The 19,581-nt window shown below is 62.4% G+C and carries 18 protein-coding genes; 5 read left to right on the top strand and 13 right to left on the bottom strand.

All coding sequences use genetic code 11. The annotated features are described in order from the left end of the window. Window positions 1-81 precede the first annotated feature (81 nt). Together AC1DM5_RS14530 and AC1DM5_RS14525 are read right to left on the bottom strand one after the other, a co-directional pair. Window positions 82-1,374: a CynX/NimT family MFS transporter gene (locus AC1DM5_RS14530; protein WP_477819132.1), complete on the bottom strand. Its 1,293-nt coding sequence runs from the start codon at window positions 1,372-1,374 to the stop codon at window positions 82-84. Beyond that, complete coding sequence (locus AC1DM5_RS14525) at window positions 1,371-2,048, bottom strand: FadR/GntR family transcriptional regulator (protein WP_477819131.1); 678 nt, start codon at window positions 2,046-2,048, stop codon at window positions 1,371-1,373. The genes AC1DM5_RS14530 and AC1DM5_RS14525 overlap by 4 nt, the downstream gene beginning before the upstream one ends. 550 nt (window positions 2,049-2,598) lie before the next feature. Between AC1DM5_RS14525 and AC1DM5_RS14520 the strand changes: the two genes are divergently transcribed. Next, window positions 2,599-3,411, top strand: a complete 813-nt coding sequence (locus AC1DM5_RS14520) for a class II glutamine amidotransferase (RefSeq protein ID WP_477975166.1) — start codon at window positions 2,599-2,601, stop codon at window positions 3,409-3,411. Here AC1DM5_RS14520 and coaBC read toward each other — a convergent pair. Both coaBC and AC1DM5_RS14510 read right to left on the bottom strand, forming a co-directional pair. Further along, complete coding sequence (gene coaBC / locus AC1DM5_RS14515; protein WP_477819129.1) at window positions 3,398-4,609, bottom strand: bifunctional phosphopantothenoylcysteine decarboxylase/phosphopantothenate--cysteine ligase CoaBC; 1,212 nt, start codon at window positions 4,607-4,609, stop codon at window positions 3,398-3,400. The genes AC1DM5_RS14520 and coaBC overlap by 14 nt on opposite strands. Window positions 4,610-4,679: 70 nt before the next feature. Next, window positions 4,680-5,600 carry a DMT family transporter gene (locus tag AC1DM5_RS14510; protein ID WP_477819128.1) on the bottom strand — a complete coding sequence of 307 codons (921 nt, stop codon included), beginning with the start codon at window positions 5,598-5,600 and terminating at the stop codon, window positions 4,680-4,682. 250 nt (window positions 5,601-5,850) lie between these two features. Here AC1DM5_RS14510 and AC1DM5_RS14505 point away from each other — a divergent pair, with 250 nt between their 5' ends. Next, the gene (locus tag AC1DM5_RS14505; RefSeq protein ID WP_477819127.1) at window positions 5,851-6,714 is read left to right on the top strand and encodes an NmrA family NAD(P)-binding protein; all 864 of its coding nucleotides are present in this window, start codon (window positions 5,851-5,853) and stop codon (window positions 6,712-6,714) included. Window positions 6,715-6,776: 62 nt separating this feature from the next. Here AC1DM5_RS14505 and AC1DM5_RS14500 read toward each other — a convergent pair whose 3' ends face one another. Both AC1DM5_RS14500 and AC1DM5_RS14495 read right to left on the bottom strand, forming a co-directional pair. Beyond that, complete coding sequence (locus tag AC1DM5_RS14500) at window positions 6,777-7,526, bottom strand: SDR family oxidoreductase (protein WP_477819126.1); 750 nt, start codon at window positions 7,524-7,526, stop codon at window positions 6,777-6,779. A 135-nt stretch (window positions 7,527-7,661) separates the two neighbouring features. Further along, window positions 7,662-8,426 (bottom strand): SDR family oxidoreductase, encoded by a 765-nt coding sequence (locus tag AC1DM5_RS14495; protein ID WP_477975164.1) that lies wholly within the window; start codon window positions 8,424-8,426, stop codon window positions 7,662-7,664. A 126-nt stretch (window positions 8,427-8,552) separates the two neighbouring features. Here AC1DM5_RS14495 and AC1DM5_RS14490 point away from each other — a divergent pair, with 126 nt between their 5' ends. Continuing rightward, complete coding sequence (locus tag AC1DM5_RS14490) at window positions 8,553-9,458, top strand: LysR family transcriptional regulator (protein WP_477975162.1); 906 nt, start codon at window positions 8,553-8,555, stop codon at window positions 9,456-9,458. Here the strand turns inward: AC1DM5_RS14490 and AC1DM5_RS14485 are convergent. Beyond that, window positions 9,455-10,330, bottom strand: coding sequence for a LysR family transcriptional regulator (locus tag AC1DM5_RS14485; RefSeq protein ID WP_477819123.1), 876 nt, complete (start codon window positions 10,328-10,330; stop codon window positions 9,455-9,457). The genes AC1DM5_RS14490 and AC1DM5_RS14485 overlap by 4 nt on opposite strands. 92 nt (window positions 10,331-10,422) lie before the next feature. On the opposite strand from AC1DM5_RS14485, the gene AC1DM5_RS14480 reads away from it, so the two are divergent. Then, window positions 10,423-11,676 carry an MFS transporter gene (locus AC1DM5_RS14480; protein ID WP_477819122.1) on the top strand — a complete coding sequence of 418 codons (1,254 nt, stop codon included), beginning with the start codon at window positions 10,423-10,425 and terminating at the stop codon, window positions 11,674-11,676. A gap of 58 nt (window positions 11,677-11,734) precedes the next feature. Next, window positions 11,735-12,136 carry a GFA family protein gene (locus AC1DM5_RS14475; RefSeq protein WP_113324745.1) on the top strand — a complete coding sequence of 134 codons (402 nt, stop codon included), beginning with the start codon at window positions 11,735-11,737 and terminating at the stop codon, window positions 12,134-12,136. A 9-nt stretch (window positions 12,137-12,145) separates the two neighbouring features. Here AC1DM5_RS14475 and AC1DM5_RS14470 read toward each other — a convergent pair whose 3' ends face one another. From AC1DM5_RS14470 to AC1DM5_RS14445, 6 genes are read right to left on the bottom strand one after another with little or no spacing between them, the layout of a single operon-like run. Continuing rightward, window positions 12,146-13,807, bottom strand: a complete 1,662-nt coding sequence (locus AC1DM5_RS14470; protein WP_477975238.1) for a urocanate hydratase — start codon at window positions 13,805-13,807, stop codon at window positions 12,146-12,148. 49 nt (window positions 13,808-13,856) lie between these two features. After that, window positions 13,857-14,186 carry a TfoX/Sxy family protein gene (locus AC1DM5_RS14465; protein ID WP_477819121.1) on the bottom strand — a complete coding sequence of 110 codons (330 nt, stop codon included), beginning with the start codon at window positions 14,184-14,186 and terminating at the stop codon, window positions 13,857-13,859. 3 nt (window positions 14,187-14,189) lie between these two features. Further along, entirely contained in the window at window positions 14,190-15,287 is a 1,098-nt protein-coding gene (locus AC1DM5_RS14460; protein WP_477819120.1) for a DUF917 domain-containing protein, read from the bottom strand. Then, the gene (locus AC1DM5_RS14455) at window positions 15,268-16,548 is read right to left on the bottom strand and encodes a Zn-dependent hydrolase (protein WP_477819119.1); all 1,281 of its coding nucleotides are present in this window, start codon (window positions 16,546-16,548) and stop codon (window positions 15,268-15,270) included. The genes AC1DM5_RS14460 and AC1DM5_RS14455 overlap by 20 nt, the downstream gene beginning before the upstream one ends. Further along, window positions 16,545-17,912, bottom strand: coding sequence for a dihydroorotase (locus AC1DM5_RS14450; RefSeq protein WP_477975160.1), 1,368 nt, complete (start codon window positions 17,910-17,912; stop codon window positions 16,545-16,547). The genes AC1DM5_RS14455 and AC1DM5_RS14450 overlap by 4 nt, the downstream gene beginning before the upstream one ends. A gap of 27 nt (window positions 17,913-17,939) precedes the next feature. Next, window positions 17,940-19,523 (bottom strand): aromatic amino acid lyase, encoded by a 1,584-nt coding sequence (locus AC1DM5_RS14445; RefSeq protein WP_477819117.1) that lies wholly within the window; start codon window positions 19,521-19,523, stop codon window positions 17,940-17,942. Window positions 19,524-19,581 lie beyond the last annotated feature (58 nt).

Genomic DNA, 19,581 nt, shown 5'->3' with positions numbered 1-19,581 from the left:
GCCAGAATGCGGCTGAGATAGGGTAGCAGCCGCATTCCTTCGATGGAGATCAAGAGATGGTGATACGCAAGTGAGCCTGGCTCATTCGCCCTTCTCGATCGTGAGCGCATTCACATGCAGCGCTCGACCGGCCCGCCACCCATTGAAGGCGGCACCAAGGCCAAGCGCGACGAAAAGCACTGCGCACCAGGCGAAGCTTCCCGTCCAGCCGCGGATCAGACCGACGATGAACGGGCCGATGGCGGCAAGCAGATAGCCCACGCATTGCGCCATGCCGGAAAGGTGAGCGGCGACATGCGGATCGCGCGAACGCAGCACGATGGCTGTCATCGCCGCGGCGATCAGCCCGCCCTGACCGATGCCCTGTAGCACGGCCCAGACCCAGACGGTGGAAAGCGGCGCAAAGAGCAGGCCGAGAAGTGCGACGACGGCGAAGGTGCAGAGCGTCACGTTGATGAGGCGCTGATCCTTGCCGCGTACCGCTATATGCGGCACGACGAGACAGGCGGCGGCCTGTACCATGACGGAGACCGAGACGATGCCGCCTGCCACAACACCGTCAAGACCGCGTTCACGCAGGATCGGCACCAGCCAGCCGAAGACGCAATAGGCAAGCGCCGATTGCAGGCCCATGAAAAGCGTGACCTGCCAGGCGAGCTTGTCCCGCCACAGACCTTCGACACGGAAACCGCTGCGCCGCGCCTGTCGACTGCTCGCAAAGACCTGCGGCAGCCAAATCAACCCAACGACGAGGGCAGGCAGTGCCCAGATGGCGAGCGCGCCTTCCAGCGAGCCGCCGAGCGCATGTTCGATCGGTAGTGTCAGGCCGGCGGCACTGGCAGCGCCCGCGCAGAGCGCCATCGTATAGAAGCCGGTCATCAGAGCCGTATTCGCGGCGAAGTCGCGTTTCACCAGTCCGGGCAGCAACACGTTGCCGACGGCGATCGCAGCACCGGCAAGCGCAGTGCCGAAAAAGAGCAAAGGGACGGAGGAAAGACCGCGTAGCGCGGTACCGAGCGTCAGCAGCAGGAGCACGCCGAGCAGTGTCCGCTCCGAGCCGATCCGCTGGGCAAGCCGCGGAGCAAGCGGCGAGAAGGCGCCAAGGCAAACGACGGGCAGGGTCGTCAGCAGACTGGCGCCGAGCGGCGACAGGCCGAGTTCGGTACGGATTTCCGGCAGCAGGGCGGAAGCGCTGGAAAACAAGGGCCGCAGATTGAAGGCGATCAGAACGAGGCTGGCACCGAGCAGGAAGCGAGCCGTCAGGCTCTGCTTCTGCGGCGGCAGTGGCATAGGCACGCTGTCGATTTCGGCATCGATCATCGTTTCGTCGACTGCGTCGAACGAGGATGTGGCATTCTGTATGGGCATCGTCATGAAAGAAGCATCCGGTCGAGCGCGGAAAGGATGGGTGCCATGAAGTCGCGCACGGCTGCATCAGCCTCGTCGGGGCTGCCGGTTTCGATGGCGTCGACGATCGACTGGTGCGCCTGCATGTCAGGCTCGGGAATCGCCTTGTCGAGCGTGGCGGCAATCGTCTCCGCGATCGAGGTGGAGAAGAAATCGTAGATCTCGATCATCGCCCGGTTGTTGGAGGCGGCGATGACGGCCTTGTGGAAGGCAAGGTCGCGTTCGATGAAGCCTGCCGGATCGCCGCCTTCATAATTGCCACGTTCGGCAAGCAATGCGCGAAGCCCGGCGATGATGCCGGGCGTCTTGCGGATGGCGACGAGCCGCGCGCCTTCGACATCGAGAGCACAGCGCGCCTCGAACTGGTCGCGCAGGCTGGCGCGCCGCGCCATGGTGAGCGGTCGGCTGCTATCGGTTGTCGAAAGCACATAGGTGCCGGAGCCCTGCCGCGTTTCCAAAAGACCCTGCGAGACGAGAACGCGCACGGCTTCGCGCACAGTGCCGCGACTGACCGACAGCATGGCCGAAAGCGATGCCTCATTCGGCAGTTTCTCGCCGACAGCCCAGCGCTTGGCGAGTATCTCGCTGCGGATCGCTTCGGTGGCCGTATCGGCAAGATTAGTCTTGTTGAGAGGTTGCATGAGCATTATTCATAAAGTCATCAGATGACTTTATGAATAATGCTATTCCGCTCGAGCGTCAACGGGGCAAAGAAAGCAATAAAAAAGGGCCGCTTTCGCGACCCTTTCCATGAGGTTTGGCCTGTAACTGGCCCGGACCGTCTTGTGCGATCCTAGGAAGGTGGGGTTTTAGAGCGAGGGCTGCCTCGCTTTCATCACCACTTCCATGCCCATTACGAGGTCCGAAAACTCATTAGACATTGGATCACCTTCCTTTCGTTACGTTGATAATGACCTAAAGGTAGGCCGATTCCCTGTAGATGCAAGAAAAAATCGCACGCCTTAAATCTAGCCGGCGTCTGGTTATGTCTTTCAATTATCGAGCTTTCCGCCATTGCGATCACGCAAATCCATATTGTTTTTGCTGAAAGTGATCCTGGCCGGCGTCAAGAATTCGTCATCTTCGCCTTGCAAATCGGGTAGCTGTTAAGCCGTTATTAGCCATGGCGTCAGACAATCCAAGACGTTTTCAGCATTCCTGCCGCAGCAGGCGGCGGGCCGGAGCAAGAGCATGTGTCGCTGGGCAGCCTATCGCGGAGACCCCCTCTATCTGGAGGAGCTGGTATCTTCGCCCGCCCATTCCCTGATCGAGCAATCCCATTGCGCCACCCGCGCCAAGACGGCGACGAATGGCGATGGTTTCGGCATCGCCTGGTATGGTGACCGACCTGAGCCGGGCCGCTACCGCGATATCCTGCCGGCATGGTCCGACTGTAATCTGAAGAGCCTGGCGCGGCAGATCCGTTCGCCGCTGTTCCTCGCCCATGTTAGGGCAGCGACCGGCGGCGGCACGCGGCGCGACAACTGCCATCCCTTCACGCATGAGACCTGGTCCTTCATGCATAACGGCCAGATCTCCGGCTTCGAGCGTCTGCGTCGGCCGATGGAGACCATGCTGGATGACGAACTCTTCAATGCTCGCAGTGGCACGACGGATTCCGAGCTTCTGTTCCTGCTCGCTCTGCAGTTCGGCCTCCGGGATGCGCCGATCGCCGCTGTGGCTCAGACCATCGCCTTCGTCGAAGGCCTGGCGGAAAATATTCTCGGCTCCGTGCTGCTGCGCTTCACCGCGGCCTTCTCGGACGGCAAGTCTCTTTACGCGGTCCGCTATGCCACCGACCACAAGGCGCCGACGCTCTATGCCTCGCCGCTTGCCAAGGGCTACTGCCTCGTGTCCGAGCCGCTGAATGATGATGGTGATGCCTGGCGGGAAATACCCGATGGGAGCGCTGTGATCGTCAGCGCCGATGGTCTTGGGATCACGTCTTTCCAGCCTGAAAAGCGCGCGTCCGCAAGGCCAGAGCCCGTCTCTATTCCTGCTTGAGTCGTTCGGCGATGAGCGCCGCCAGCCGATCCGCCACCTCGTCCTTGGAAAGATCGGGCCACTGCTCGATGCCGTCGCGGCGGATGAGCTTTACGCTGTTGCGCGTGCCCCCCATGATGCCGGTCGAAGGCGATACGTCATTGGCGACGATCACGTCAGCACCCTTGCGCTCCAGCTTCAGCTTGGCATTGGCCTCGACATCCTGTGTCTCTGCTGCAAAGCCGATCACCAATTTCGGCCGCGTCGTGTGATGGCCGACGGTCTTGAGAATATCCGGGTTCTCCGTCAGCGCCAGCGTCGGAATGGATTCGCCCGGATGCTTCTTGAGCTTCTGGTCGGCGGCCGAAGCCACCCGCCAGTCGGCGACCGCAGCCACCATGACGGCGACATCAGCGGGAAGGGCAGCGAGCACGGCATCGCGCATCTCTTCCGCTCGCTCGACATGTACCATCCTGACGCCCGCAGGATCAGGAATGGTTACCGGGCCGGACACGAGCGTCACATCCGCGCCGAGCCGCGCCAGCGCTGCGGCAATGGCATGGCCCTGCCGGCCGGAGGAGCGGTTGGCGATGTAGCGCACCGGATCGATCGGCTCATGCGTCGGACCTGAAGTGACGATCGCCTTTTTGCCGGCAAGCGGTTTCGGACCATCATCGAGCAGGACGTCGGCGGCCGCGACGATTTCCAGCGGTTCGGCCATACGGCCCGTGCCGGTCTCCCGGCTTTCCGCCATCTCGCCGGCGACAGGACCGATGAAGCGGATGCCGTCGCGCCGCAATGTCTCGATATTGCGTTTCGTCGCCGGATGCGCCCACATTTTCGGGTTCATGGCAGGGGCGGCAAGCACCGGCCGATCGGTGGCGAGCAGCACCGTGGAAGCGAGGTCATCGGCAAGCCCATGCGCCATCTTCGCCATGAGATCGGCGGTTGCAGGCGCGATCAGCACCAGATCGCAGTCGCGCGCCAGCCGGATATGGCCGACATCCTGCTCGTCCTGTCGCGAAAAGAGATCGGTAAAGACATGGTCGGCCGCGAGCGCGCCGACGGCAAGCGAGGTCACGAATTCCTGCGAACCCTTCGTCATGAGCGGCCGCACGGAAGCGCCGCGTTCCCGCAGGCGTCGGATAAGATCGAGGCTCTTATAGGCGGCGATGCCGCCCGAGATGATGAGGAGGATGCGTTTGCCGCTGAGAGCCATGGTTTTTCCCGCCGCTTCTTTGACCGGACAAAACCCTAAGCCTTTGGCAGAAAACATGCAATCGCGGCACTCAGGCTTGTTTGACCCGCTTCGGCGTGAAGATTGCGATCGCCATGCCGACGCCGATCAGCTGAAGGATGGCGCCGCCGGCTTCGGGCACGGTCGGCATGCGCTGCTCGAATAGAAAGCCGTAGAAAAGGCCGAAGACGGTTTCTGCGACGATCAACTGGGCGGCAAGCGCGAGCGGCAGAAGGCGTGAGGCAATCATCCAGCACAGCGTGGCAAGCCACGAGCCGGCAATGCCCATGATTGTCGCCCAGAGCACGAAGTGAAAGGTCTGCGTGCCGGTGAAGCTGACAGTCTCCCCGAGCGACGTGAAGGGCAGGAGAACGAGTGCGCCGATGCCGGCGCCGATCCCCTGCAAGGCGGTCCAGTATATGGCACTTGGCGCATCCTGCGACTGCATGACCGCAGCGCTCATCATCCCATAGGCGACCCAGAGCGCCAGGCCGATCAGCGCGGCCGCGATGCCGAGCAGGATCTCCGGCTGATCGCTGGCGGATGTCGTGGCGAAGATCGAGACATTCACCCAGCCGATGCCGGCAGCTATCAGGATCAGCGGTATTGCCAGTGTTCTCCAGTCGATGGACCGGTCCTTGAGATTGGCGATGATGGCAAGCAGTACAGGCATCGTGCCGATGACGAGCGGTGGAATGGCGGTGCCTGCGTAACGCACGGCATAGGAAATACTCATGAAATAACCGACATAACCGATGCTGCCGAGCGCAATGCCGGTCAGAACAAGCGACCGCCGCAAACCCACCGGACGAAAGCGTGGATTGACCATCAGGATAAGGCTGACGACGGCAAAAAGTCCGTAGCGTGCCACGGTCAGGTCGATCGCCGTATAGGGCGCGACGACGCGCGGGGCGACAAAGCTTAGCCCCCATAGCGCACAGGTGGCCAGACCGCAGAGGATGCCGATCAGCATGTGAAACTCCGAAGAGATGGGACTGGGCTCCGGCAGGAAAGGGATATGGAGCGGTCGAGAAGAGATATCGCCTAGCCGATATGCCCTATCGCGGGCGGAAACAAGAGCCTGCCTGCGACATCGCGGAGACGGGCTCGGCATAACGAGTCCAAATTGCTGCCTTCGTGTCATCAATCATATGACGTAAGCGCACTTCAGTCAAAGATAGTGCGGCAGCATAGTGGGCCAACCCAAATAAAGGAGTTGCCCCATGTTTGCTATAACCGGAATGACAGGCCAGGTCGGCGCCGCCGTTGCCGATCACTTGCTGAAGGATGGCGCCACGGTCCGCGCCGTCGTAAGAAATCCCGAAAAGGCCGCCGGCTGGAAAGAGCGGGGCTGCGAGATCGCTGTCGCCGACATGAACGACGCCGTATCGCTGACATCAGCGTTCAGAGGCGCGGAAGGTGTTTTTCTCGTCATCCCGCCGCTTTTTGATCCCGCTCCGGGCTTCCCGGAGGCGAAAGGCATGCTGGCAACACTGAAGACCGCGCTTGAGGCTGCAAGGCCCGGGAAGCTCGTCTGCCTGTCGACGGTCGGCGCACAGGCCACGCAGCCGAACCTGTTGAGCCAGCTCGGCATCGTCGAGAAGGAGCTTTCGACACTCTCCATCCCGGTCGCTTTCCTGCGCGCCGCCTGGTTCATGGAAAACGCCGCCTGGGATGTAGCGCCCGCACGCGAAACCGGCGTCATCCCGAGCTTCCTTCAGCCGCTAGACCGTGCCGTGCCGATGATTGCCGTGGATGATATCGGCGTGCTCGGTGCGAAGATGCTGCGCGAGAACTGGCAGGGTGCGCGCGTGGCGGAATTGGAAGCGCAGGAGCGCGTCAGCCCGGCCATGATTGCCGCCGCCTTCGCCAAGGCGCTCGGCAAGCCGGTGACGGCGGAAGTCGTGCCGCAGGAAAGCTGGGAAGAGCTGTTCCGTGCCCAAGGCATGAAGAACCCCGCGCCTCGCATGCGCATGCTCGACGGCTTCAACGAAGGCTGGATCGACTTTGAGGCCGGGTGTGAGAAATCGCTGAAGGGTACGACCAGGATCGAAACAGTGATCCGCCGCCTCGCCGCCGGCGCGTAAGCGAAAAGGCCGCGGTCAAAAGAAACCGCGGCCATTGCTTGAGACCTTGATATCAAGGGGGCTTAGAGGTTGCTCATGCCGCCGTCGATGATCAGTTCGCTGCCGACGATGTAGGCAGCCTCATCCGAGGCGAAGAAGACGATGGTCTTGGCGACTTCGCTGACCTCGCCGAAGCGACCGGCCGGGATCTGCGACTGGATCTGGGACGCCATCGCCTTGGAATCGGCTTCCGACATGCCGAGCTTGCCATAGAGCGGAGTGGCGATCGGGCCGGGGCTGACGGCGTTGACCCGGATGCCGCGACCGATCAGCTCGCCGGATAGCGTTTTGGCAAGCGTCAGCAGCGCACCCTTCGTCAGCGAGTAGACGCTCGAATTCGGCATGCCGATATGCGCATTGATCGAAGTATTGAGCACGATCGAAGCCTTCTTCGAGAAGATCGGCAGCAAGGCCTGGATCAGGAAGTAGGGGCCTTTGACATTGATTGCGAAAGACTTGTCGAAAGCAGCTTCGCTCCAGCCCTCGACAGGGCCGAATTCGGCAATGCCGGCATTGACGAAGAGGATGTCGAGCGTGCCGAAGGTGTTCCTCACCGTTTCGGCGACGGCGGCCTGACCGGCGACATTGCCGGCATCGGCCTGGATGACGAGAACCTTGTCGCCGAGTTCGGCGCGAGCGACTTCCACGCTCTTTGCACTGCTGCCGGTAATAACCACACGTGCGCCTTCGGCGATGAACTGGCGGGCGGTTTCAAGGCCGATGCCGCTGGTGCCGCCGGTAATCATGGCTGTCTTGTTTGCGAGGCGAGTCATTGTCGTGTTCCTTCGGGGGGTCGTTTGGCGTTTGACGCTTTTGATGCTGAGAGAATGCAGGAGGAAAGCCGGCGCGATAATCTGTTCGTTTCAGGAAGCATCATCAACCTGTAACGGACAATAGCGCCGTAGCCATCAGGTGCGGGTGATCGAGGCGCCGCCGTCGACCAATGTCGCCGTGCCGGTGACGAAGCTTGCATCGTCGGATGCGAGGTAGAGCACGGAACGAGCCAGCTCTTCCGGTGCTGCAACACGCTTCAGCGCATGAAGGTTGGTGATGAAGGCCTGCTTGTCCGACGTATCGTTCATTTCGCGGTACATGTCCGTATCGACAGCACCTGGCAGGATCGCGTTGACGCGGACGTTCTGCGGACCGTATTCGGCGGCGAGCGCCTGCGTCAGGCCGATGAGGCCGGACTTGCTGGCGGCATAGGCGGCAACACCCGGGAAGGCGAAGCTGTAGCCGACGAAGGTCGAGGTGAAGACGACGGAGCCACCGCCGTGCTTGACCATTTCGGCGATCTGATGCTTGGCGGCAAGGAAGGAAGCCGTCAGGTTGATTGCCAGGGCGTCGCTGAAGCCTGCCTCGGAGACTTCGGTGCTTGGGCCGGCTTCGCCGAGCGCGCCGGCATTGTTGAAGGCGATGTCGAGCTTGCCGTAGTTTACGACTGCGGCCGCGACCAATGCCTTGTGATAGTCTTCCGAGCGGACGTCGCCGGCAACGGCGACAGCTTCACCACCAGCAGCCTTGATTTCGTTGACGAGGCTGTCGAGTTCGGCCTGGCGGCGGGCGCCGACGACGACCTTGGCGCCCTCGGCGGCAAAAAGCTTGGCGGTCACACGGCCGATGCCCGAGCTTGCGCCGGTGACGATTGCGACTTTGTTGATCAGACGATTCATTGTTCCATCTCCTGAATTTGGGTTGGATCGGCATTGCCGTCCCGTTTCGATGACTGGAAGATGGCATTCTTCTTTCGTTCGGATTAGTCTCCTGATCGCGGAGTTCGAATTCGGAAAAGCCGAACGATGATGAAAATCGAAGGGATCGCGGCTTTTGTTGCCGTAGTGGAGGCGGGCTCGGTGAGCGAAGCCGCCCGGCGGCTGCGCCTGTCGAAGTCGGTCGTCAGCGAAAGACTGGCGGAACTGGAAAAGACATTGGGCGCCATGCTCGTCCATCGCACCACACGCAAGCTGACCTTGACGGAGGATGGAGCCGCCTTTTTGGAGCGCGCTGGGCGCATCGTCCGCGAGATGGAAGACGCCGCGGCCGATATGGCCGAGCGCCGAGGCACGCTTTCCGGCCCGCTGCGCATTGCAGCCCCCGTCACCTTCGGTCGCCTGCATCTCGGGCCTGCCCTCTATCCGTTTTTAAAGGCGCATCCGCAGATCGTGCTGACGCTCGACATGGATGACAGGCGTGTCGATCCGGCTTCGGATGGCTATGATGCTATCATCCGCCACGGCGCCATCGCCGATACAAGGCTTGTCGCCTGGAAGCTCGCTCGCAGCCGCAGGCTGCTGGTCGCCTCGCCCGATTATATCGAGCGTCATGGCAAGCCTGCCTCATTGTCCGATCTCAACGATCATCGTGGCGTCTTCTATACCAACCGCGGCGCAGCCGACTGGCGATTCCAGACGGGTGAGGGCACCGTCATCATCCGCGCGATGCTCGGCCTCGGCATCAACAATGGCGACATGCTGCATGATGCGGCGATCGAAGGTCTCGGCATCGCACTTCTACCGGCCTTCATTGCCGGCCCCTCTGTTCGTGATGGCCGCCTGATAGAGATCGATGTCGGCGCAAAGCCGGAGCCGGAATTCATCTACATGGCCCATCCCGAAGGCCGAAACCCCTCCGCCAAGCTGCGCGCCATCGCCGATCATCTGAAAAAGACCTTCGGCGATCCGCCCTATTGGGATCCCGACTGTTAGTTCAAAAGACCCATCAGGTTTTCGGTCACCGGCGAGCGCTGACTGCGCAACACCGCAAGCGCCAGCCGCGCCACGGCCGGCGGCCCCTCGATCGGCCGATAGGCGACGCCGGCAAGTTTGATCTGGGAAATCGAGGCAGGCACGATCGAGACGCCGAGATCGGCGGCGACGAGGTTGACGACCGATGAGATCTGCGGTGCTTCCTGCGCCACCTTCAGTTCGAAGCCGGCCCCGCGGCAGGCGCGTACCACGTCGTCATAGAGACTGAGGCCGACAAGACGCGGAAACAGGATGAAAGGCTCCTTCGCCAGCAGGGCAAGCGGCAGCGTCTTCTGCTTCGCCAGCCGATGGCTGGCCGGCAGGGCGACGACCATCGGTTCGTCCGGCAGGCGCTTCAGCCTGATGCCGTCGGGATCGTCGAGGCCGGGCCGCATAAAGGTCGCGTCCAGTTCTCCGCGTTCCAGCTTCTGCATCAGGCCGAGTGTGTTCATCTCCGTCAGCGACAGCTGCACGTCCGGCCATCTGGCCTGAAAACGGCGGATCGTCGTGCTGACGATGGGATTGAAGGCAGAAGAAGCGGTAAAGCCGAGCGACAGCCGGCCGGTCTCGCCACGATTGGCGCTCTGCGCTGCAAGCCGTGCCTTTTCAGCCGCCGCAAGCGACGCCTTCGCCTCCGGCAGAAAGGCCGTGCCGGCCGCCGTCAGCTCCGCCCCATGCGGCACGCGATGAAAGAGCATGGCGCCGATTTCGGTTTCGAGATCGCGGATCTGCTGGCTGAGCGGTGGCTGGCCGATGCCGAGGCGCGCGGCCGCCCGCGTGAAATTGCCCTCTTCGGCCACCGCCAGAAAATACCTCAGATGCCGCAACTCCATCGTCATCTCCAAAACCTATCAAGATCGCCAGTTTCATATATTGGACAAATGGAGGCGTCCTGACTAGATCGGAGGGCAGGAAGGAGTTGAGAATGTCCGACACTGCAATCCAAGACGTTGCCGACCTGAAAACGGCATACAGGAAACAGGCCAAGGAATATCTGACACGCGGCACCGGCGCCTATCGCCGCGCCAGCCTGGCGCTCTTCCTCTCGGGCTTTGCCACCTTCTCGCTGCTCTATTGCGTTCAGCCGATGCTACCGATTTTCGCGCAGGAATTTTCCGTCAGCCCGGCCGAAAGTTCGCTGGCACTGTCGCTCTCCACCGGTTTCCTGGCGATCGCCATCGTCTGCGCCGCCGCTGTCTCGGAAGGGCTTGGCCGTCGCAGCCTCATGTCGATCTCGCTGGTCGGCGCCGCCGTATTGACGATCGCCACTGCCTTTGCGCCGAACTGGCATCTGATGCTGGTCATCCGCGCCCTGCAGGGCTTCGTGCTCGGCGGCGTTCCGGCCGTCGCCATGGCCTATCTCGCGGAGGAGATCGACCCGCGCGGCCTCGGCGCCACCATGGGCCTTTATGTTGGCGGCACGGCCTTCGGCGGCATGTCGGGGCGGGTGCTGACGGGCATTTTCGCCGAATATCTCTCCTGGCGGCCGGCTCTGTTCCTGATCGGCGCAATCGGCCTTGCCGCCGCGATCGGGTTTCTCTTGCTCCTGCCGCCCTCGCGCAATTTCGTGCGCCGCGCCGGCTTTGACCCTCAGTTCCACTTGAAGGCATGGATGGGGCATCTTAACAATCCGGCTCTGCCCTTCATCTTCGCCATCGCCTTCTTCGCGATGGGGTCCTTCGTGACGATCTACAATTACGCCGGCTTCCGCCTCGTCGCGCCGCCCTATGAGCTGAACCAGACCGAACTCGGCCTGATCTTCACCGTGTACTTGTTCGGTATCGGCGCCTCCTCCGTCGGTGGCATTCTGGGCGATCGGCTCGGCCATTTTACCGTGCTACTGGCCGGCATCGTCATCACTGCCGCAGGCTGCGCTCTGACGCTGTCGGCCTCCCTGCCGCTCATCATCCTCGGCATCGTCGTGCTGACCAGCGGTTTCTTCATGAGCCATTCGGTAGCAAGTGGTCTGGTCGGTAAACTCGCCGCCGGCACCAAGGGCCACGCCTCCTCGCTTTACATGCTTGCCTATTACGTCGGCTCCAGCGTCATGGGCTCGGCCGGCGGCTGGTTCTGGGCGATGGAGGGATGGGCGGCGATCGTGATCTTCACGCTGGTCATGATGGCATTCGCTCTCCTGTCAGCACTCGCCGCGCGCCGGCTCGCTCGACGCCCGTCTTGACTTCCGGCCTGCGACGATTAATTTAACTTGTAGGTTAAATAAGAGTCGGAGGAGCATTGTGAAGAAGATCTATCATGGAAGTTGCCATTGCGGCGCCGTCGCCTATGAGGCCGGGCTCGACCTTTCGGCTGGCACTTTCAAGTGCAATTGCTCTGTTTGCCGCAAGAAACGCAGCTGGCTGGCAATCGTTCAGCCCGCTGACTTCCGGCTGGTTTCGGGCAGGGATGGGTTGCGTGAATATCTTTTCGGCTCCGGCTCTATCCATCACCTTTTCTGCGAAAATTGCGGCGTGGCTTCCTTTGCCCGCAACGACAACGAGACGATCGGCCCCTTCATCGCCATCGCCGTCAGTTGCCTCGATGATGCCAGCGCCGAAGAGCTTGCCGCCGCCCCAGTCGCCTATTTTGATGGCATGCACGATCGCTATGACGCCGCGCCGGCCGAAACGCGGCATCTGTGACGACGGCCTTCAGCCAAGCCGGATATAGGGCACGTCCTTCTTCGCCACCTCGTCCAGCGCTTCGTCGTAACCGGCATCGGCATAGCGCATGACGCCGAGCGCCGTATCGTTGGTCAGCGCATGGTCTAAGCGCTCGTCGGCGGCTTCCGAGCCGTCGGCCACGACCGTGACGCCGCAGCTCGTCATGTAACCGGCATAACCGCCGCCGCCCGAATGGACGACCACGAGCTCGGCCATYGAKGAGCAGAGCATCATCGCATCGATGAGCGGCCAGTCGGCAATGGCATCCGAACCATCCTTCATGCGCTCGGTCATGATGTTCGGATGTGCCATGGCGCCGGCATCGAGATGGTCGCGCGAGAAGGCGACCGGACCCTTGAGCTCGCCATTGGCGACCAGTTCGTTGACCCGCCGCGCCAGCGCCGTACGCTCGCCGTGGCCGAGCCAGGCGATACGTGCTGGCAGACCCTCGAAGGGAATATGYTCGCGCGCCAGCCGGATCCAGTTGGTGATGATCTTGTTGTCGGGAAACATCTCGAGCAGCAGATCGTCGATACGGGCGATATCGCTCTCCTCGCCCGAAAGTGCCATCCACCGGAACGGGCCAATAGCGCGGGCAAAGAGGGGACGCAGATAGGCTTCGGTGAAGATCGGAATGTCGAAGGCGTTGGCTACGCCGCCCTCGCGGGCCTGGGTGCGGATGAGATTGCCGTTGTCGAAAACCTCCGAGCCGCGCTTCTGGAATTCCAGCATCGCGGTGACATGCTCGACGATCGAGGCGCGGCTCGCAGCCATCAGCTGGCCCTGGCCGTCATCGCGCAGGCCCTTCACCTGATCGATACTCATGCCCTTCGGCACATAGCCATAGACGAGATCATGTGCCGACGTCTGGTCGGTGACGACATCGGGCACGATGCCGCGTCGGGCGATTTCCGGATAGATCTCGGCCGCATTGCCGACGAGACCGACGGAGAGCGCCCGCTTTTCCTTGACCGCGGCATTGATCATCGCAAGCGCGCTGTCGAGATCGGGCGCAATCTCCTGCAGGTAACCGATCTGCTGGCGCTTGCGGGCGCGTTCCGGATCGATATCGACGCAGAGGATCGCTGCCCCCGCCATACGCCCGGCAAGCGGCTGCGCTCCACCCATGCCGCCAAGCCCGGCTGTCAGCACGAAACGGCCGTGAAGGTCGCCACCGAAACGGCGCTCGGCAATGCGCATGAAGATTTCGTAGGTGCCCTGAATGACACCCTGGCTGCCGATATATTGCCAGGCGCCGGCCGTCAGTCCGCCCCAGCAGATCAGGCCCTTGCGCTGCAGCTCGTAGAAGACTTCGGCCTTTGCCCATTGGCCGACGATGTTGCAATTCGCCATGATGACGAGCGGCGCCTTGGCGTGAGTCTTCACGAGGCCGATCGGCTTGCCGGACTGGATGAGCAGCGTCTGGTCCTCGTCCATTTCGGTGAGCGCCTTGACGATGCCGCGATGCGCCGGCCAGTTGCGCGCTGCCTTGCCAAGCGCAGCATAGACCACGAGATTGTCGGGGTCTTCGCCGACCGAGAGCACGTTTTCCAGAAGCCTCAGCAGCGCTTCTTGCCGCCAGCCCTTGGCGCGCAGCTCCGGCCCGCCGGGAATCGGAAATTTCGGATGGCGTGGATTGGCCTTCGGCATCTTGGGTTCCTCGTCTTTCGTCATCGGCGCCTTGAAGGCACCGGTTCATTCACTTGGCGGGCATCGGTTCCACATAGGCAAGCGCCGCATCGATGAGCCGCCGCCGCGTGGCATCGTCGCCATAAACATCGGCATTGGCGCGTACCCAGCCATGCATGGTCCGTTCGCCCGAAAGCATCTGGATCACGCCGGGCAGAGCCAGTGCCCAGCCGTCATTACCCCTGCCGAGACGCAGCAGCATACCGTCCTGGCGCGCGCAGCAGAGCAGGTTGCCGTTGAGCATGAAGGCCCAGCCCCCGAACATGGATTTTTCGGTCAGCCCCGGTCGGTCGCCGAGTTCCTCGCGCATCAGTTCTTCCAGGCCGGGATCACGCGCCATGGTTCAGGCCCTCGTCTCCAGTGCATAGCGTGCTATCTCGATACCCATCGCCTTTTCGACGGGCGGATAAACGGTCGGATCGAGCACACTGGCCGAAAGCGGAATGATGTCCTTCGGCACGTGCAGGATAAAGACATGCATGCCGCCCTTGAGCTGCCCGACGGAGAGCGGCTCGCCCTCCTCGGAAAGCGTGGTGATCACGGCCGGGAAGGTTGCAACACGTGTGCCACTGGCGTCATCGACAGCCATATATTCGTTCATCACATGCAGGGTCACGGCCTTGTCGCCCGCGCCGACCGTGATCGTGCCGATATCGAAGGCTTCCTTGGTGTAGACGACATCCTTCTTGGTGATTGTACCCTCAGCCAGGATATGGCCGCCCGTCGTCTTGCAGATCGCATCGATGATCGCCGATCCACCTTTCTTTTCCGCTTCTATGATCGCTTCGCCGAGCTTCAGCGCCATGGAGATGCCGCCGAGCGCGGCATTCTTGCGGACATAGGAGGCGCGCAGCGGATTGCGGCAGCTGGCAATGAAGCCGCCAGACTGGTCTGCGGCCGCCCGCAGTACCGGCGAGATCTTCGCCGTCGCGCCCTTGACGACCAGCTCGATATAGCGGTTTTCAGTCCGGTTGCCGCCAACAGCCGTCTGGATCATCTGTTCCGGCGAACCTGCCATGCCGATCGACCCCATGTCGCCGGTCGGATGGGCGCGGATATCGCCCACTGCGTCCACAACCTTGGTGCCGAGGATAGCCGAAGGCAGCCAGCCGTTCAGTGTCGAGGATTTGCCGTTCTGGCCGATGATGAGACCGGAGAGCTTTTCGCCGAGCGTCTCCTGCAGGAGCTGCACGGCTTTCACGTAGTCGATACCCTGCATTTCCCAGGGCGTGGTCGAGGCCGGCGCGCCGATAGCAGCCGCCGTCGCGATCCAGTCGTTGTCGCCGAGTTCCTCAATGGAGACGAGTTCGGGCTTGCCGACATTGACGGCGGCATAACCGAGCATGCGGCCGTGATCGGCCCAGCCACCACCGCCGGCGGCATAGACGGAACCGCCCTTGACGGCGGCTTCCACGTCCTTCTCAACCAGTATGCGTCCCATTATCCTTCTCCGTCGTAAGTGTCCTGTCCATCTCGCGCACCGCCTCGAAAAGCACGGCGGCCCCGAGCGCTATGTCGTCATTTTCAGCCCATTCATCCGGGGAGTGGCTGCGGCCTTCCCGGCAAGGCACGAAGATCATCGCAGCCGGCGCCACGCGGGCGATCCAGGCCGTATCGTGGCCCGCACCCGAGGCCATGAAGCGGTGTTTGGCGCCGACAGTCTCGCAGGCCCGTTCCAAAATCGAGAGCAGGCCCTTATCGCTCGGTGTCGGGAAATTGTCAGAGATGCAGTTCGGGGGCGCGATCGTCACGCCAAAGGCCAGAGCGAGCTTTTCCGTATGGCCGTCCAGCCAGCGGCAGAAGGCTTCCATGTCGGCACGGATTTCGGCCCGCCCATCGATCAGCAACAAGACACGCGACGGCACGACATTGGCGGCATTCGGCTCAATGCGGAATTCGCCGACGGTCGCTGCAAAATGGCCGGGCGTCTTGGCAAGCTCGCTTGCAGCATTGCGGATATCGAGCACGATCTGCGAAGCGGCAACCAGCGCATCGGCGCGTGTATCCATCGGCGTCGTGCCGGCATGATCGGCGCGACCCTCGACGGTGATTTCGATACGGGTGATGCCTGATATCGCCGTGACGATGCCGATATCCTTGCGCTCGTTTTCAAGGACGGGGCCTTGTTCGATGTGCAGCTCCAGGAAGCCGGCAATGTCGGGCTTGTTCTCATGCGTCAGCACACCCGGCGACCCGCCGACCTCGGCAATCGCTTCGGCAAGATCGCGACCTTCGACTGTGCGAGAGAGCCATGCATGCGGCAATTGCCCGGTCATGCCGCGGCTGCCGATGCAGGAAACGCCGAAAATGCTGACCTCCTCGGCCAGGAAATCGACGATCTCCAGATCATGGTCGAGATGGATCTCCTGTTCGCGCAGCGCCCGCGCAACTTCGAGTGCCGCGGCAACACCGGCAATACCGTCGAAGCGCCCGCCGTCGGGGACGGTGTCGGAATGCGAGCCGAGCATGATGATGCCCGAGCCCGGCTTTGCGCCTTTGCGCCGGCCGATCAGATTACCTGATGCGTCGATGCGGGTATCGAGACCGATCGCCTGCATGCGTGCCTCAAGATAGGCGCGGCCTTCGAGGAAAAGCGGTGAAAAAGCCCGTCGCGTCCAGGGATGCCCCGGCTCGGTGATGGCGGAAAGGGCTTCGATATCAGCGGAGATCCGGCCAGGATTGACGGGCAGGTTGCGGCTCATGCCAGCACCTGTCGTGGAAGCGGGCGCACGAAGCGGCCGGCGCCGGGCTCGGCCAGAACCTTCAACCCCTCGGTGATCTTTTCGCCGCGCAGCCAGGCGGCAGAAACCGTCCACGGTAGGCGGATGCCGTTATAAGGGCTCCAGCCGACGACATTGTTGCCGCTGGCCGACGCGTCGTAGACCATCTCCTTCGGCTCCAGCACGACGATGTCGGCATCCTTGCCCGGCGTCAGTGCGCCCTTGATATGGTCGAGACGGAAGTGCTTCGCCGGATTTTCAGCCATAAGCTTCGCTGCCCAGGTCAGGGGGACGCCACGTTCCAGCGCGCCCTTGACGAAAAGCGGCACCATGACTTCCAGACCCGGAACACCTGATGCATTCGCCAACATGTCGGGATTGGTCTTGCGGTTTTCCGACCAACTCACGTGATCGGTCGACACCAGCCAGACGTTGCCTTCGGCAACCTTGCGCCACAGCGTCTCGACTTCGGCGCGCGGCCGCACCGGCGGATTAATCTTCGCCTTGCCGCCAAGCCGCTTCACATCGTTTTCTTCATCGAGCGTCAGGTAGTGAATGCAGCATTCCACCGTCGCCGCAAAGCCGTCGCGGCGATAGGCCCGCGCGATGTCGTAACCACGTCCGAGCGAGCAATGCACGACATGGGACGGGCAGCCGGTATTGGCGCCGGTCTCGAAGATCGTGTGCATGGCAAGCAGCTCGGTGATCGGCGGGCGCGACAGGCCATGGGCGCGCCAGTCGGTAATGCCGCTTGCCTTCACCTGCTCCATATAGGTGCGGACCGCCTCGTCATCCTCGTTGTGCACGCCGGCCGTCAGCCCGGTCGGGGCGATGGCCGCAAAGCAGGCGTCGAGCAGGGCGGGCGGAATGCGCGGGAAACGTTTGGGATCGGTGCCAAAGGTCGAGAACTTGAAGGCGGCAACGCCTGCCGCCACCATCTCGGCGATGCGGGCAGCACCTTCTTCGGGATCCACCGTACCGTAAAGTGCGAAATCGACCCGCGCCTGCGGGCCGGCATGATCGACCTTCTTCTTCACCGCAGCGGCTGAGCAGACGAGATTGCCTTCGTCATAGGGCATGTCGACGATGGTGGTAACGCCGCCGGCAGCGGCCGAGCGCGTCGACCAGATGAAATCCTCCTGGTCCTTCTGGGAGAGCGAGTGGACCTGCGCATCGATGGCGCCCGGCAGGATCAGTGCCTTGCCGAGCAGGTGCCGTTCTTTGGCCGCGGGCGGCACGCCGATACCGACTTCCGCGATCTTTCCGTCGTAAACGGCGACATAGCCGCCTTCGACAATGCGCTCCGGCAGCACCACCGTGCCCTGCAGAACGAGATCGAAATCCATGCCGCGTCTCCCTCGATAGGTCGAAATTCAGATGATGGCCGGTTCCCGCGTCAGCCTTTCCTCGATGCGCTCGAGTGACCCGAGCGCGAAGAAATCGTCAAAGGAGGCGATCGGCACCTGCTCGATCAACTTGGAGAGGAACGCATCCGAGCCGAGTTCCTCTTCGATTGCCTCGACCTCGGCCGAAAGCGGCCGGTCGACCGTATAGAAGCCCGCATGTTTGCGTACGACCTCATAGAGCATGCCGGCCACACCCTTCGGCGTATCGCCGATAATATCGATCGCCTGTGCCGAAAGCAGGGCTTCCAATGCGGCGAGACGCTTCAGCGCCCGCATCTGCCGGTCGAAACGTTCGATGACGAGTGGCAGAAAGGCCGCCTCGTCCTCAAGGCCCGCCGCAACGACGAGCGATTGCGCCGAAACCGGGTTCGACATGGAGAGTACGCGCGAAAAGATTTCGCCCGCAAGCTTGATGATTGGCCCGAAGCCGGTGGCGATGCGGCCGGGAGGCACGAGATTAACCGGCAGGCCGCGCCGCTGCCCGTTACCAAGCAGGACACAGCGGTTGAAGGCGTTGCGCGCCGCATGCGCCATGCAGAGTGCTGCCGATTCCAGCAGGATGGTCACGTCAAGCGGCAGCGAGCCGCCGGATGTCATCACGCGTCCCTCGACGACGACGGGATTGTCGTCAGAGCGGCCGGTGGCGGCGAGAATCTTATGGCCCGTCGAAAGCAGGTTCTCAATAACGGCACCAAAGACTTGGGCGATCATGCGGAGACTGAGCGCATCCTGCACGTGGGTCGCGACCGGCCATTCCCATTCGTCCGAGGCATTGCACAGCCAGGCGCCGATCAGCGCCTCCCGCGCTGTGCCGACATGGCGCACGGCCCTCCAGGGATCGCGCGATGCGCCAAGCGCACCTGAGGCCATCATGCCGGTTGCCAACAGCACACGGATCGAGGCGGCGGCATTACGCGTCGTTTCGGCGGCGGCGGCAAAGCTGACGGCGTTGACGCTGAGCGAGGCGAGGCTGTCGCGCGGCGCCATCCTCACCGGCTCCATGCCGGCTGCCTGGAAGGCTTCTGCGGCCTGCATGCGGTTGCCGCGATAGATCGCCTCGCCGACGCCCGTCAGCACCGCGCCGATCTGACCCATCAGGCCGATATCGGCGCAGCCGATCGAGCCGGTGCGGCGCACGACCGGAATGAGGTTTGCCTTCAGCATGCGCATATAGGCGTCGATGAGATCAGGCGTGCAGCCGACCTGGCCGGTCAGCGCGGTGTTCACGCGCATCGCCATGGCATTACGCACGACATTACAGGAAAAAGGCGTGCCGGTGCCGAAGTGGTGGGCGCGTACCAGGCCGAGATTGAAGACCTCGAGATCCTCGGGCGACCACTCGACATCTTTCATGGCACCCACACCCGTGGTCGCGCCATAAACCGGCATGCCGGATTCGATGGCATCCTCGACGATCGAACGCGCGATCTTCACGCGCTGCATACCGATCTCCGAGGCCGAAAGCGCAACCTTGCCGGAGCCGATCCTCATCATCTCGGCAAAGCTGAAGGGCTGGCCGCTCAGTTCGATTCCGGGGCGTTCATGCTTCATGTGCTCATCTCCATGGAGGCGAGACTAAGCGAGCCTCACGTCTGGCGGGATATCCCAA

It is taken from the genome of Rhizobium sp. 01T437, from assembly GCF_056398505.1.
The sequence above is the reverse complement of the archived record's forward strand: the minus strand, read 5'-3'. Positions and strand labels throughout refer to the sequence as shown.